This is a genomic window from Buttiauxella sp. B2 (assembly GCF_006376615.1).
Lineage (GTDB): Bacteria > Pseudomonadota > Gammaproteobacteria > Enterobacterales > Enterobacteriaceae > Buttiauxella.
Genome location: NZ_VEXQ01000005.1, coordinates 1 through 14,926 on the forward strand (window position 1 = coordinate 1; position 14,926 = coordinate 14,926).

Genomic DNA, 14,926 nt, shown 5'->3' on the forward strand with positions numbered 1-14,926 from the left:
ACGGACGCGGGGTGGAGCAGCCTGGTAGCTCGTCGGGCTCATAACCCGAAGGTCGTCAGTTCAAATCTGGCCCCCGCAACCAACATTATAAACACCTTAACGGGTGTTTTTTTGTATCTGAAATCCGCTGTAGACCCTAAATAATTCGAATTGTGGTTATATAAAAGAGTGGATGTCGCTTTCGCTCACCCCCTCTATAAAGTCTACCCGCGTCGTGCCAGGCGTGAACTATCCGCAAAATACGCTTTAATCCCCGCCAGGATAGACTCTGCCACTTCTTGCTGAAACTTGGCCGTACGTAGCTTACGCTCTTCTTCAACGTTACTCAGAAATGCAGTCTCCACCAGAATGGATGGAATATCCGGCGCTTTCAGTACTGCAAACCCTGCCTGATCGACACTATTTTTATGCAGCTTATTCACTCGCCCTAATCGGTTCAGCACTTCTTTGCCGAATTTCAGGCTGTCGTTGATGGTCAACGACTGCACCATATCGAACATCGTATGGTCGAGGTATTTATCGCCACTCTTACTCACCCCACCGATTAAGTCGGCGGCGTTCTGCGTTTGTGCGAGGAATTTTGCCGCGGTACTGGTCGCGCCTTTGGTTGAGAGCGCAAAGACTGATGAGCCGCGTGCAGCGCCGGACGTAAACGCATCCGCATGAATAGAAACAAAAAGATCAGCGCGTTGCTTCTGCGCTTTCGCCACCCTGACTTTTAACGGAATAAACACATCCTCGTTACGGGTCATGTAGGCTTTCATATTCGCTTCTTTATCAATAAGCGCTTTCAGGCGGCGGGCAATTTTAAGCACGATGTCTTTTTCGCGCGTCTTGTTTGGCCCGATAGCACCGGGATCTTCCCCGCCATGGCCAGGATCAAGCATGATAACAATTGGCCGGTCACGCCCAGCTTTTCCTGGCTGTGGCCCTTGTTCCGGGGACGGCGGTGTATTCTTATCGAGCTTGCCGTTGTTGTAATCTTCGAGCAATGCCAATAGCGGATCTTGCTCGCTATTCATATTGGCCGGATACAAGTCCATAACCAGGCGCTCTTTAAATTCAGCGACCGGTGCCAGCGCAAATAAGTGCGGTGTCACGTTTTGTTTAAGTTCGAAAACCATGCGTACAGTTTGAGGATCAAACTGGCCTACGCGCGCAGATTTAATGAAAGGATCGTCGCCACGAATCTGACCACCGATTCCCTTCAATACTGAATTTAAATTCACACCTTCAATATCTACTACCACTCTATCGGGGTTACTTAACGCAAACTGCCGATATTTGAGCTGCTTGTTCGATTCCAGCGTGACACGAGTGTACGACGATGCGGGCCAGACTCGCACGGCAACGACCAAGCTTGAGGCAGCAAAGCCAACCTGGCTAACACTCAATAGCCACATAGCACCTGCACCCTGCAATAAACGGCGCCGACTTATTAATGGATTGGAATCTGGCATAGCTCTCCTGAGCGGTGTATTCCTGTGAATCGAATAATCAATTTTATTTTTTGAGCCGAAAACTTTAACGAAACACGCTCGGGCTGTCACCCATTAAAGGGTAAACATTCGCGATCAAGCACTTGGTAGCCCAAATGCAGAAAAATCCGCTTTGCGTTAATTGCTGCTTGCACCAGAAGCAATAAAAGAATAAAAATACAGAAATTACGAATAATCATGCAATGAGGTCTAGCCGTGGTGAAGGAACGTAGAACCGAACTGGTACAGGGATTCCGCCATTCTGTTCCCTATATAAATGCCCATCGGGGAAAAACGTTTGTCATTATGCTTGGCGGCGAAGCCATTGAACACGAGAACTTTTCCAGTATCGTCAACGATATTGGGCTGTTGCACAGCCTGGGGATTCGTCTGGTGGTGGTGTATGGCGCTCGCCCGCAGATTGATGCCAACCTGGCTTCGCATAATCATGAACCTATTTACCATAAACATACGCGCGTGACGGATGCCAAAACGCTGGAGCTGGTAAAGCAGGCTGCCGGTTTATTGCAGTTGGATATTACAGCACGTTTGTCCATGAGCCTTGGCAACACACCGTTGCAAGGCGCACATATCAATGTGGTCAGCGGTAACTTTATTATCGCTCAACCGTTAGGTGTGGATGATGGTGTGGACTATTGCCACAGCGGGCGCGTGCGTCGTATCGACGAAGAAGCGATTCACCGTCAGCTTGATAACGGCGCGATTGTCCTGATGGGCCCGGTGGCCGTTTCAGTTACGGGCGAAAGCTTCAACCTCACTTCAGAAGAGATTGCCACACAGTTGGCGGTCAAACTGAAAGCCGAAAAAATGATTGGCTTTTGCTCTTCTCAGGGGGTTATTGACGACAACGGCAATATCGTTTCTGAACTGTTCCCTAACGATGCACAAAAACGCATTGAAGAACTGGAGGAAGTCGATGACTACCATTCCGGTACCGTGCGTTTCTTACGCGGTGCGGTTAAAGCCTGCCGTAGCGGCGTGCGTCGCAGCCATTTAATCAGCTATCAGGAAGATGGTGCGCTATTGCAGGAGCTTTTCTCACGCGATGGCATCGGTACACAAATTGTGATGGAAAGTGCGGAGCAAATTCGCCGCGCCACCATTAATGATATAGGCGGCATACTGGAACTCATTCGCCCGCTGGAACAGCAAGGGATACTGGTACGTCGTTCGCGCGAGCAACTGGAAATGGAGATCGACAAATTCACCATTATTCAGCGCGATAATCTGACTATCGCTTGTGCAGCACTCTATCCATTCCAGGAAGAAGGAATTGGCGAAATGGCCTGCGTGGCGGTTCATCCGGACTATCGCAGTTCATCTCGCGGTGAGGTCCTGCTGCAACGCATTGCCTCGCAAGCGCGGCAAATGGGTCTGAGCAAACTGTTCGTTCTGACAACCCGCAGCATTCACTGGTTCCAGGAACGCGGTTTTATGCCGGTCGATGTTGAGCTGCTGCCGGAGAGTAAAAAAGAAATGTACAACTATCAGCGCCGTTCAAAAGTGCTGATGGCTGATTTAGCCTGACGAACTCGCTAGCCCTATACAGGGCTAGCTAAAACTTTCCATCAATCCACTGCGCCGTTCAGTCTTTGTCACAATTGCCTTTTCTAACACCCGATCATCGGCATACAAAGATAATCTCTTACGCGCACGGGTTATGGCGGTATAGACCAGTTCGCGTGTTACCACGGCCGTGTATTGGTTTGGTAACACCAGCGCCGCATGGTCGAATTCCGATCCCTGCGATTTATGCACAGTCATAGCATAGGCCGTGTCGTGTCCTGGCAAGCGGCTCGGCTGCACGGATTTTATCGTGCCGTCCGGCATCGGGAACCAGATGCGCAGCCCCTCGCCTCTGTCCAGCGCAATTCCAATATCCCCGTTGAACAAACCCAGAGAGCTGTCATTTCGGGAAATCATAATTGGCCGGCCGTTGTACCAACGTGATGCCGCCTGATTTGGTCGCTCAATCAGACGTTTTTGAATCAACGCCAATTCGATGCGGTTATTCAGGCCACTCACGCCAAACGGACCATCCCGCAGCGCGCATAACAATTGATAACGCCCGAAGGCTTCGAGAATATCGGCAGGTTCGGCGCGATTGTGCATTAATTCCAGATACGGCCGATAACCTTCCACCGCATCGGCAATCATTACGGCATAGTCTTCTGTTTCACGCAGCGGCTGCTTTGTTATATCGGTAAAACCTTTGGCAAATGCCGCCCTGGCTTGCTTCACATCGCTGGTGTTAATGGCAAACGCCAATTGCCCGATGCCTGACTGGCTATCAAAACGGTAGCTCTTTTGCAGCAAACAAAGCCCATCGCGTAGCGCATTCGCCTGAGCACTCTCACCTGCTGGAAGCGCATAGCCAGTCAACCGGCTTAGCTCGGCCGCCCTGTCAGGCGAATATCCGTATGTGACATAGTGGCAAATATCGCCAAGCACCGCCCCCGCCTCTACCGATGCCAGTTGATCGCGGTCGCCAAGGAAAATAACCCGCGCGTGCGCAGGAATTGCATTAATAAGCTTTGCCATCATCGGCAAATCCACCATCGAGGCTTCATCAACGACCAGAACGTCGAGATGTAACGGGTTCCCCGCGTGATAGCGCAGGCGCTGGCTATTTGGCTGTGCACCCAACAAGCGATGCAGAGTACAAGCATCGTTAGGCAATGCCGCTTTTTGTGCATCATCCAGCGGCAAACGACTTAATGCCGAGCCCAGTGATTCGGTTAAACGCGCAGCCGCTTTACCTGTTGGTGCAGCCAGTTGAATACGTAAAGTTTGAGTGCCAGATAGCTGAACTAAGGCCGCGAGCAATTTCGCAACAGTCGTTGTTTTACCGGTTCCTGGTCCGCCAGAAATTACCGAAATACGACGAGTCAATGCCACCGCAGCCGCAACCTTTTGCCAATCGATATCAGGCATGGGCGCAAACAGTTGATTGAGTACGCTGACAACCAGTCCTTCATCAAGAGGAATCGCACGATTTTCAGCACCGAAGAAGCGGGCGACCGCCTGTTCGTTTTGCCACATCCGGTTGAGATACAAACGCTCGCCAATCAATTTCAGCGGCGTGGTACCTTCATGTTCACTCACAGCAGGAGATGCAAGCAGCGTTTCGCGCCAGTTGGTTTTAATTGCCGCTTGCGCAAAGAGTTGTTCAGCAAAATCCGGTTGCCGCCCGGCAAAACAAAATTCCGGCGTTAAACGCGAAAGAGGAATGCATACATGCCCTTCCCCCGCGTCATGGCTGACCAGTGCCGCAGCCAGCATCACAGCGGGGTGCTCATCACTGGCGATCACTATGGCAAACTGGGCATCCAGAGCACGCAATAACTTTTGCTCCACCGCCAGCTGTAACAACGCTGTCATTCTCATGGCGTGACCTCGTCCGTTTGCGCTGCGAACAGTGCGTCCATTTTGGCAATTAACTCTGCATCCGGACGCGTTGAAAATATTCCCTGAGACGAACCGTCACCCTCAACGCCGCGTAAGAAAAGATAGATAACACCGCCAAAATGGCTTTGGTAGTCATAATCAGGAATGCGGTGGCGTAAGTAACGGTGCAACGCCAGCGTATACAACTGATACTGCAAATCGTAACGGTGAGATTGCATGGCACCGGCCATAGCCTCCCGGGTATAAGCGCTACTGTCTTCGCCTAGCCAGTTAGATTTGTAATCCAGCAGGTAATAACGCCCCTGCCAACGGAACACCAGGTCAATAAATCCTTTCAGCATACCGCGCACTTGTTTGAAGTTTAACGGTGGGCAGCCTGACGATAACGGGTCAAATTCACGTACCAGTTGATCCAGTTGCACCGCATGCAAATCACGATCAATAGGCAAATAGAACTCCAGTTCAACCTGCTTTTCTTGCGGAGTTAACTGGCATAGTGACACGCCTGTATCGTTTAACTGTGCCTGCAAAATCGTTTGCAGCCACTGTGTTAATATCGGCCGCCACTCTTCGCCAAAACCTTGTGCAGATAACTGTTCAGCAATCCATGTATCGTTAAGTGGCTGAGTAAAATCAATTCCTTCGAACAAGCTATGTAAAAATGTGCCAGGACCAGCCCCACGAGGGAAGGTATGCGGAGTAAGTAAAGGTTCACTCTGTACTGGCGCAACCCCGGCTGCATCAACATCCAGACGAGGTAACAAATCCAGCGCCTGCCCACTGCCATGCTGCTGCAATCCGGAATAACTGGTTACACGCCAGTTATCGGCCACTTGTCTTCTCATGGTTCTGGCACTCAATTCCGGAAGTTCAGCACTCACTGGCTGCCAGGGCGTGTAATCCTCAGATTTTGGCTCTTCGACCCGAATCGACTCACTCACCAGTGCCATCAAGTCCGCCTGTAACCCCACGGCATCTTTTGCTTCTCCTTTTTGCAGGAGATACCCCAACGCACCAAGATGCAAATCACTGGAACCTTTTTTGGCACGATTTCCTTTAAACAGTGGCGCAACACCAAGACTGCAGTGCCAGATAGACCGTGTTAAGGCGACATACAACAAACGTAAATCCTCTGCCAGTCGTTCTTCTTCTGCCAGACTCAGGCTTTCCGCATCATCGCTTAAATCCAACAACGGCGAGAAGGTTGAGCGATCGTGATACAAACCGCTGCTTTGCGCCCGATAATTGGCGATGAACGGTAGCCAAACCAACGGGTACTCAAGCCCTTTCGATTTATGAATGGTGACAACCTGAACCAAATGCCTGTCACTTTCGAGGCGAAGTTGTTGGCTGAATGCGTTGCTATCAGGTTCTGCAACCTGCTGCGCCAGCCAACGAACCAATGCATGCTCGCTATCGGTCTGCGCAGCCTCTTCTTGCAGCAGTTCGCTGATGTGCAAAATATCGGTCAGTCGCCTCTCGCCACCCGGAGTTGCTAGCAAGTTTTCAGCCACCTGCCGACGAGCGATTAGAGCTCGTAGCATTGGCATTACGCCCCGGCGCAACCAAATTTTCTGATAGTCCGAAAACTCTTCAACCAGTTGATCCCAGGCATTTTCATCGTCGTTCAGAGCTTCAATCATTCGGGCATCAAGACCCAACATGCTGGTCGCGACCGCACTGCGCAATGCAGTTTCAATTTCTGGTGCCAGCACCGCTTGCAAAATCCACAGAACTTCTCTGGCCTCTGGTGTGGCAAACACCGAATCGCGGTTTGAAAGGTAAACTGATGGAATATTCAGGCTTGCCAGTGCTTCACGCACAATGGAAGCTTCACCGCGGCTGCGCACCAAAATAGTGATGTCAGAAGATTGAACCGGACGTGATTCCTCACCCTTCCACAACAACGCCTCGCCGCGCTGCCCGGCTGTCAGCCAGTCTCGAATCTGCTGCGCGCACTGCATAGCCATGGTTTGTTGGTATTCACTTACACCACAGCCATCTCCCGGCTGTGTCCAGAACGACATTGCCGCCTGACTTTTCCCTTTAATGGTGAAACGCAGTCCGTTATTTTTCTCAGCCGCTTTCACCGCTAAGAACGGAATTTGCTGGAATAAGAAGGGATTATCCAGTTGTTGGAATAGAGTATTTACGCTGCTTATCATCAAAGGTGATGAACGCCAATTAGTGTCCAGCGTGTAGTGGGCACTTACCTCATGGCGGGCTTTCATGTAGGTAAAAATATCCGCACCACGGAAGGCGTAAATAGCCTGCTTTGGATCACCAATAAGCAACAACGCAGTATCAGGCTGATTGATATATAGGCGTCTGAAAATACGATATTGCTGCGGGTCGGTATCCTGGAATTCATCGATCATTGCAGCTGGGAAACGCCCCCTGATTGCAGCCGCCAGCGCATCGCCGCCCGGTTTGTGCAGCGCTTCATCCAGACGAGCCAGCATATCGTCAAAGCCTAGTTCTCCACGACGACTTTTTTCTTGCTGCACGCTATAACGAATTTCAGCCATTGCACGGGCGATAACTAAATCACGTAATGTTAGCGGTTCACCCAGCAGATCGTTAATCGCTCTAAAAACAGGATGCTGTGGCGGTTGGCCTTCTTTAGTTTTCTCATCCAGCATCGATTGAGAGAAGCGCTCGAGTTCCTTCGGCAGTTTGTAGGTCGTTGTTTCGGTTTGTGCCCAGGTGCCAACAATGTTCAACCAGCTAGGTAAGTTTTTGCTGCTGTAACTTCGGCGGTCTATCTTCGCAACACTGAGGATCTGCGCAATTTCGTCGGCGCAGGCACACCACTGTGCTTTCACATCCTCAATGGTGTTAATAATCTTTTGGTGACGCGCGAGCAGCGTTTCATCGTCGGCGGGGGGCTGTTTCAGAACCGGTTGTTCACCTTGTAGCCAACTATTTATATCTCGGAGAAGTTCGTCAGGACCGGCCCATTCTTCCGCCATAACCTGCGCAACAGGTTTAGGTAACGGATAACAATGTCGACGCCAGAAATCGGCGCAAGCATGGCGACGTAACAGAGATTCATCTTCAATGAGTTGTTGTTCAAACAACATGCCCGATTCAAAAGCATTCAGACTGAGCATGCGCTGGCAAAATCCATGGATGGTAAATATTGCAGCTTCGTCCATTTGCTGTTCTGCGAGACGCAATACCTGGGCGGCCTGCTGAAGGTCGGGAATTTCCGCCAGCAGTTTTTGGAACAAAGGATTATCGGTGCGATTACGAACGCAAGCGATACGTAACTCATGGATATTGGCGCGAATACGGCCACGGAGTTCTTCAGTCGCTGCCTGTGTAAAGGTTACGACCAATAGTTCTTCAACGGAAAGCGGTCTTGGGTGAGCATTTTGCCCACCCAGACCAAGCAACAAACGCAGGTAAAGTGCTGCTATGGTGAAGGTTTTTCCGGTACCTGCAGAGGCTTCAATCAGCCGCTCCCCCGTTAGGGGTAAACTAAGGGGATCAAGAGGCTGCGTGGTTCCGGTCATTATTCCTCACTTATTCTCGTCGCACTTCAGGTTACAGGGTTGGCTGTAACCCAAGTTACTTAGTGTCGACGAGCGGTAATGATTGTTGCAGACCGCTGACCTCCTTCCAGGTTTTCCACCCATTCGGAGCGGCATAGTCTGCCTTACCATTGTGACTACCAGAAACTTGCGACAGTACAGCCATGCCTTGCGGTTCAATCACTGCCTGATGGAAGAAATCAGCCAGTTTTTGCGGGGTCAGTTTTTTAATTTCGGTGACTACTTTATCACGCGAATCAAAGTCCATGTTTCCGCGATCGAAATCTTTGCTCAGTTGCGAGGCTTCCTGAGACAAGGTTTGCGGTGCCTGCATCATTTCACTGATCATTCCCTGCTGCATTTGGGCAAAATCTTCAGCGCTCATGCTACGCAGTTTTTTCTCAGCTGTTGGGTAAAATGCTTTAAAGCGTTGATACAAATAGTCTGGTTGCTTGTCGTTGCTTTGCAATAAGAAACCGATCCCCCACTGGCGCCCTACCGACATCGGGAATGCAAATACCGCATAGCCCAACTGTTCCTGAGTGCGTAACTGGTTGTAGAACCATGGTTGAATGATTTGCCCCAACATTGAGCTGTAAGCGGTACTCACGGTTTCGTCGTAACCTGTCGGTACGTAAACCGCAGCCAGTGCTGAATCTGTGCTGCTCCCTGCTTTTTCAAACATCGCTAAATGTTGTTTATCAACCAACACATCTTTATTACGGCACCACTCGTTACCTTTGGAGGCCAGCTGGCTTTGTACCCGATGAGCCAGGTCTTTCGCCTGATCGGAAGACATGTTGCCCAACACCAAAAACTCAGGTTTAGCATTGTTTTTTAAGGTTTCACGGTAATCAAGAACATCTTTGAGCGTCAGTTCAGGCAATAATGCCCGGCGAGCATCGCGCTGGAAATACGGTACCTGGGACACCATTTGCACCGGCATAATTGCCTGGTCGTAAGCTTTGCCCTTTTCTGCCGAATCCATCATTTGGGCATACCATGACTTCGCCTGGTCCAATTGTTCCTGAGTCGGAGTATAGGAGAAGTAGCCCTTTAACAGTGCTTCAAAAAGCTGTGGCAAACGTTGGGTATAACCGTTGGCATTAACCATTAAGCCGCTATTGGCATTGGTCGAAAAACCAATACCACCGATAGACGCCTGGTTACTTAACTCATCCAGTGCAATTCCCGCTAAATAGTCATTCAGGGCAAACAACACTTGGTTTTTGGCGCTGTCCATCGCTTGTGGATTGCGCAGCACCATGGTGACATCAGCTTTAGGCTCATTGGCAAAATAGTGGCTCGGCATATACAACACGCGAAGACCCGCTTCTTTAACCAACAGCTCAGGATGAGCATAGGTTTTATCCTGTTTAACCAGGGTAAAATCGTCGGGAATGTACGGGTTCAGTTGTGGCAATGTCAGCTTTATAGCCGCTGCTTTTTGCTGCCAGCTATCAAAGAGTTGTGGCGTGATTTTGTCGACCTGATAAGGCGCATCAACAAAATAAGCCGTTTTGTTATGTGGCTCTTTCGGGCTGATATACCAGACGCGGGCATTTTGCGGCGTCATCATATCCAGCCGTGATTTAATGGCAGCAGGGTCGTATTTATCCGCAATATTAACAGCATCAAGCGTGTGCTCGACAGGTACGCGCAGCATGGTGTCTGCTAACCATTCTACATAATCCATATCCCGGGTAATTGATGGGTAACGGAAGTCGAGATCCAGCACATGGGCAAGCTCATCAAAATAGCTTTTATCAACGCCATGCTCACGAAGGTTATTTAAGTAGCTAAAAATAGCGGCCACAACTTCATCACGCTGAGCCAGGCCTTTATCAGTTAACGATACAGAGATGGCGAATACGCCACTGTTGCCGTTAACTAAAGGATCAGAATCGGCACGAATACTATCTGCAAGCCCTTGCTTTTGCAGCCAATCAGAAAGGGTATTGTTACTACGATTGCCAATCAAGTAACCAATTAATTCATCGGTTTTGCTACGGAATTTATCGCTATTGTTGTCGATTCTAAATTCAATACGCACTACTTTTCGCGGCAATGCAGGCACGTAGTGAATAATGATGCCTTTTTGCGCATCAGTGACAACCGGTACGTTAATAACAGGCCGTTCGATATTTTTATTCGACACTCGACCGTAAGTTTCTACTGCAATTTTTGCTAGTTCAGGTAACGGTTTATTACTGTAGATGACCGCTTTCATCAGGTTAGCGGAATAGTATTTATCGCGAAATGCCACCAGCGCATCAAGAAGCTTGCTGCCAGGTTTATCGCGTAGAGTTTCCAGGTTACCACCAGAGAAGCGCGAGCCAGGGTGCGCTGGGTTGATAGTTTCTGCACTAACTTGCGCCATACGCATACCGTCACGGGCACGGGCTAAAGTCAGCTCTGCATTAACCGCATTACGTTCACGTTCAGCGTATTCAGGAGCGAGGTTTGGTTCAGCAATGGCATCCGATAAACGGTCTACCGCCCCTTCCAGCGCGTTGTTTTCTACTTCAAGGTAAAACGCTGTGCGGTAAGTCGCAGTACTGGCGTTATGGCTACCACCATGCTTTTTGAGGAACTCTGACAGGCTATCCGGTTCAGGATATTTTTTAGAACCCATCAGTGTCATATGTTCAAGGTAGTGAGCAAGGCCAAGATGGTCGTCGGGATCTTCTAAAGATCCAACAGGAACCACCAACGCAGACAATGACTTAACGGCTTGCGGATCCGAAACCAGCAACACCGTCATACCATTATCAAGGCGTACAGCTTGATATTGGCGATTGTCTTTCTCACTTTTATGGATAGTTTCCTGAATGGGTTGCCAACCCGTGTCTGCCTGACTTAATGGTGCCCAAAGAGCGACTAACAAGAAAAGCGGTTTTAACCAGGTGCTGCATTTAGGCATTAACGAACCTCATAATCACGAAACTTCTATACCCCACGACTCAAGCTATCTTGGGTATAACTCACTCATCATTAACAACTTTTAAACGGTCCGTTATTATAGTTGCTTCTTTTTTCGCCAACCCTGAGCAAGGTGCGCATAATAGATGAACCTGCCGGATTGTGCAATTTTTATACAAAAATTTAAGCTTTATTGAAGCGATACAGCGGCAGCAAGTAGCGCTCAGCCTCATTGATTATCGCTTCGTAGTAGTCTGGCTCCAGCGTTCGATACAAGCGTTGTAGCCATTTATCTGCCCCTTCACCTTCGACTCTTTGATTCCCTTCCCAGGCAGTCAACAGCTTACTTTTAGCTTTCTGTTGCGTTTGCTCATCCCATAAAATGGCATCATTTGCGGGTTCATAACAGGCTTTTATCCATGCGCCGCCACTCATTGGAAGCAACAGCAACGGCTGTACTAATCCTTTACGATAACCATCAATGAGTTGCTGGAGGTAGCTTTTTGCCTGCTCAACTTCAAGTGAAGGGAATTTCCACTCCGTGGAATCTCGCCCATATAGACGGCTTTCGCCGCTTCCCCCCATCGCACACCAGACAACATGTTCAATCCACAGTTGCAGGCCATGTGCCGGGTTAAGGATGGAGGGCCGCCAGCGCAACAGTCCATCAGCCTGCACATCCGACAACCAACCTTCCAGACTTGTTCCGCCTAAAAGCAGTGAGACTTCCTGGCTGTTGCCATTTTGTCGCTCGGCTCTCACTTTTTGGGCCAGTTCTTCCATTTCTGTTAACTGGGTTTCCCATAAAATTTCACCGAAAGCACCGTATGGTAATGCGCCTGCTGCTCTATAACGGCTGAATAACTGCTGTGTGTCCCCCTCCTGAACCAGCGCATTCAGCAACTCCTGATTCATTTGGAAACGTTCGAGGCTATCTAATGTGAAAGGTTCTGCATCCGGAAGTTCGGTTTCTTCAAGCCAGAAATTGATCCCCAAACGCATCTGGAAAAAGGCGCGCACAGGATGTCGCCAGAAACGTTGTAATTGATCCAACGTGATGACGTTCTGAGTTTGTTCCTGCAATGGCTGAATAAACGGAGCCTGAGCTTGCCCCCGCCCACTTGCCGCAGGCAACCATTCGTTGGCATAGCTCTGTGCTGAAGTCCCTGGTAAGAAATTACCCGCTTCAAAAGGAGTGCGCTTATGCTGTTGAACTAAATGTTTTTTCACGCGTTCACTGCTCTCGTCGCAGGTTTTTTCCGTGTCCTGTGGCAGGCAATGGCTTTGCGCAATGTAATCTAATAGTTCATCAACCAATACCGAAGGATAACGCTGGCTGTTGTCCTGAATAGAACGTCCGATATAACTGATGTAGAAGCGCATTTGCGCAGAGTTAAGTGCCTCCAGGAACAAGTAGCGATCGTCATCTCGGCGGCTACGGTCGCCTCGTTGCGGTTTCTGGCTCATTAAATCAAACCCCAGAGGAGCAAGCGTGCGTGGATAAACACCGTCATTCATGCCAAGCAAGCAAACAACTTTGAACGGGATAGAACGCATTGGCATCAGTGTGCAAAAGTTGATTGGACCGGCCAGGAAACGTTGGCTAATACGTTCTTGATCCAATCGTTGTGCGAGTTCATCACGCAATAGCGTCAGTGAGACGTTTTCCTGATAATGGCTTTCAAGGCCATATTTAATGATTTCTTGCCATTGCTGCTCAATTAACGCTAATGCCGCTTCGGTTTCCGTATCAGGCAGGAAGAAACTGGCCAGCATGCCACGGCATACCGTCGTCCATTCAACTAAAGGCCGCGCTACAGTTAACTCACGACGCCAGATATTCAGTTGCATTAACAATTCAGCCAACTGCCCGACAAGCTCAGCAATTAAACCACTCGATTCATCGTAAGGGAGGATTGACTGCCATTCACCTGCCTGACTATCCATCGCATAGCCCAACAACATGCGAGTCAAACCAAAGCGCCAGGTATGCTGCCCTGTTGCCGGGAGATTCAGCTCACGAACGTTATCGTCGTCAATTCCCCAACGAATCCCCGATTCATGCACCCACAAGCGTAAGTAACGCAGCCCTTCTTCGTTAATTGAGAACCGAGCCGCCAGTGCGGGAACTTCCAGCAGAGCAAGGACATCCTGCGCTGCAAATCGGCTGTCAGGTAGTGAGAGTAGTGAGATAAAAGCTTGCAGAGCCGGATGTGCCTGGCGGGCTCTGCGGTCGGAAATTGCAAAAGGTAGCCTGCGTTCTGCCACCGCATTACCAAATACTGCCTGGATAAACGGACTGTAACTGTCGATATCCGCCACCATCACAATGATATCGCGAGGTGTTAGCGTAGTGTCGGTCTCAAGCATCGCCAAAAGCTGATCGTGCAGTACTTCAACCTCACGTTGAGGACTGTGACATTCATGGAAAGTGACTGAGCGGTCATCAAGGGACAGAACCCGTTTCTTATGGCTGTGCTCAAACTCTTCTTCGGTCAGACCGGTGACCGCATTGCTTTGTAACTCGAGCAAATCGTACTTCAGATTGTGCAGGAGGTTACCAGGGTCTATATCGACAAATACGTCAATTTCTTCAAAGCGTTGTAGCTCAGCCAACAAGAAAGTGTAATCACGCCCTAATTTGCCCCATGAGGCCAGCAGTGGGTTGCCAATATCTTGTTCACCTGCGTCGTTGAACAATGCAGAAGCCGTATCGCTGTCTTTAAATAGTGGAAGCGTTAAGTCTTCCTTAGCGTGGCTACGGCGGCGGCGGCTGATTAATCTTGCAAGATAAGCAGGATCTTTAATATCCCCCCAGTAATAGCGGCATGGGTTGGTAAACAGCAAATGGACATCAATGTGCTTACCCAGCGCTTGTAGCGCCTGAAGATAAACAGGTGGCAATGCTGAAATACCACAAATAAAGACACGAGCAGGCAAACCAGGCGGGCATTCGCTGCTTGATTCCAGAGTATTAATAAAACGTTGATAGAGATTCGCACGGTGCCATTCAGGTTGCCCAAGCTCTTGCGTATGGTGTACCAGCGCCGCCCATAGTGGAGCCTGCCACAATTGAGCTTCGCCCACATTGTCGATAAGTTCACCTTTTTCCCACTGACTTAACCAACCCGGCCTATAGACTAGATATTGGTCGTAAAGGTCAGCAATTCTTGACGCTAATTGAGAGAGTTTGCGACCATTTTCATCTTCTTCAAGATACTGTTTTAGCAGTGCAAACTCAGGTTGTTCCAGCATCGTGGGAATGAGCGTCATCAGTTTCCAGCTCATGCTTTGCTTATTGAACGCACTTTGCTCCGGGATATTCGGCAGTACTCGCACAAACATATCCCAGATAAAGCTGGCAGGAAGTGGGAAGCTGATGTTTGCTGCGATACCAAACTTTTGTGCCAGCGTCATTTGTAGCCATTGCGCCATACCGGTACTTTGCACCAATACAACCTCAGGCTGGAATGGGTCCGGCAGCGGCTGCCTTTCCACAATAAATTCCATAATTGCTTCCAGCACATCCAGCCGGTTGGAATGGTAAACACGCAACATAGA

General features: G+C 49.5%; 6 protein-coding genes and 1 tRNA gene. 2 read left to right on the forward strand and 5 right to left on the reverse strand.

The genetic code is table 11. The annotated features are described in order from the left end of the window. The first annotated feature begins 5 nt into the window (after positions 1-5). Positions 6-82: transfer RNA gene (locus tag FH968_RS07810), tRNA-Met, on the forward strand. Positions 83-203: 121 nt separating this feature from the next. Here the strand turns inward: FH968_RS07810 and amiC are convergent. Beyond that, a complete protein-coding gene (gene amiC / locus FH968_RS07815) occupies positions 204-1,460 on the reverse strand; it encodes an N-acetylmuramoyl-L-alanine amidase AmiC (RefSeq protein WP_139878589.1) in 1,257 nt (418 codons plus the stop codon). 234 nt (positions 1,461-1,694) lie between these two features. Between amiC and argA the strand changes: the two genes are divergently transcribed. Further along, entirely contained in the window at positions 1,695-3,026 is a 1,332-nt protein-coding gene (argA, locus tag FH968_RS07820) for an amino-acid N-acetyltransferase (protein ID WP_139878590.1), read from the forward strand. Between the two features lie 24 nt (positions 3,027-3,050). Here argA and recD read toward each other — a convergent pair whose 3' ends face one another. The 4 genes from recD to recC all read right to left on the reverse strand — a co-directional run bounded on the left by recD (position 3,051) and on the right by recC (position 14,923). Then, the gene (gene recD, locus FH968_RS07825; RefSeq protein WP_139878591.1) at positions 3,051-4,886 is read right to left on the reverse strand and encodes an exodeoxyribonuclease V subunit alpha; all 1,836 of its coding nucleotides are present in this window, start codon (positions 4,884-4,886) and stop codon (positions 3,051-3,053) included. Continuing rightward, entirely contained in the window at positions 4,883-8,425 is a 3,543-nt protein-coding gene (recB, locus tag FH968_RS07830; RefSeq protein WP_139878592.1) for an exodeoxyribonuclease V subunit beta, read from the reverse strand. Before recB ends, recD begins: the two co-directional genes overlap by 4 nt. A gap of 55 nt (positions 8,426-8,480) precedes the next feature. Continuing rightward, entirely contained in the window at positions 8,481-11,366 is a 2,886-nt protein-coding gene (ptrA, locus tag FH968_RS07835; protein ID WP_139878593.1) for a pitrilysin, read from the reverse strand. A gap of 182 nt (positions 11,367-11,548) precedes the next feature. Continuing rightward, positions 11,549-14,923 (reverse strand): exodeoxyribonuclease V subunit gamma, encoded by a 3,375-nt coding sequence (recC, locus tag FH968_RS07840; protein WP_139878594.1) that lies wholly within the window; start codon positions 14,921-14,923, stop codon positions 11,549-11,551. Positions 14,924-14,926: the final 3 nt, after the last annotated feature.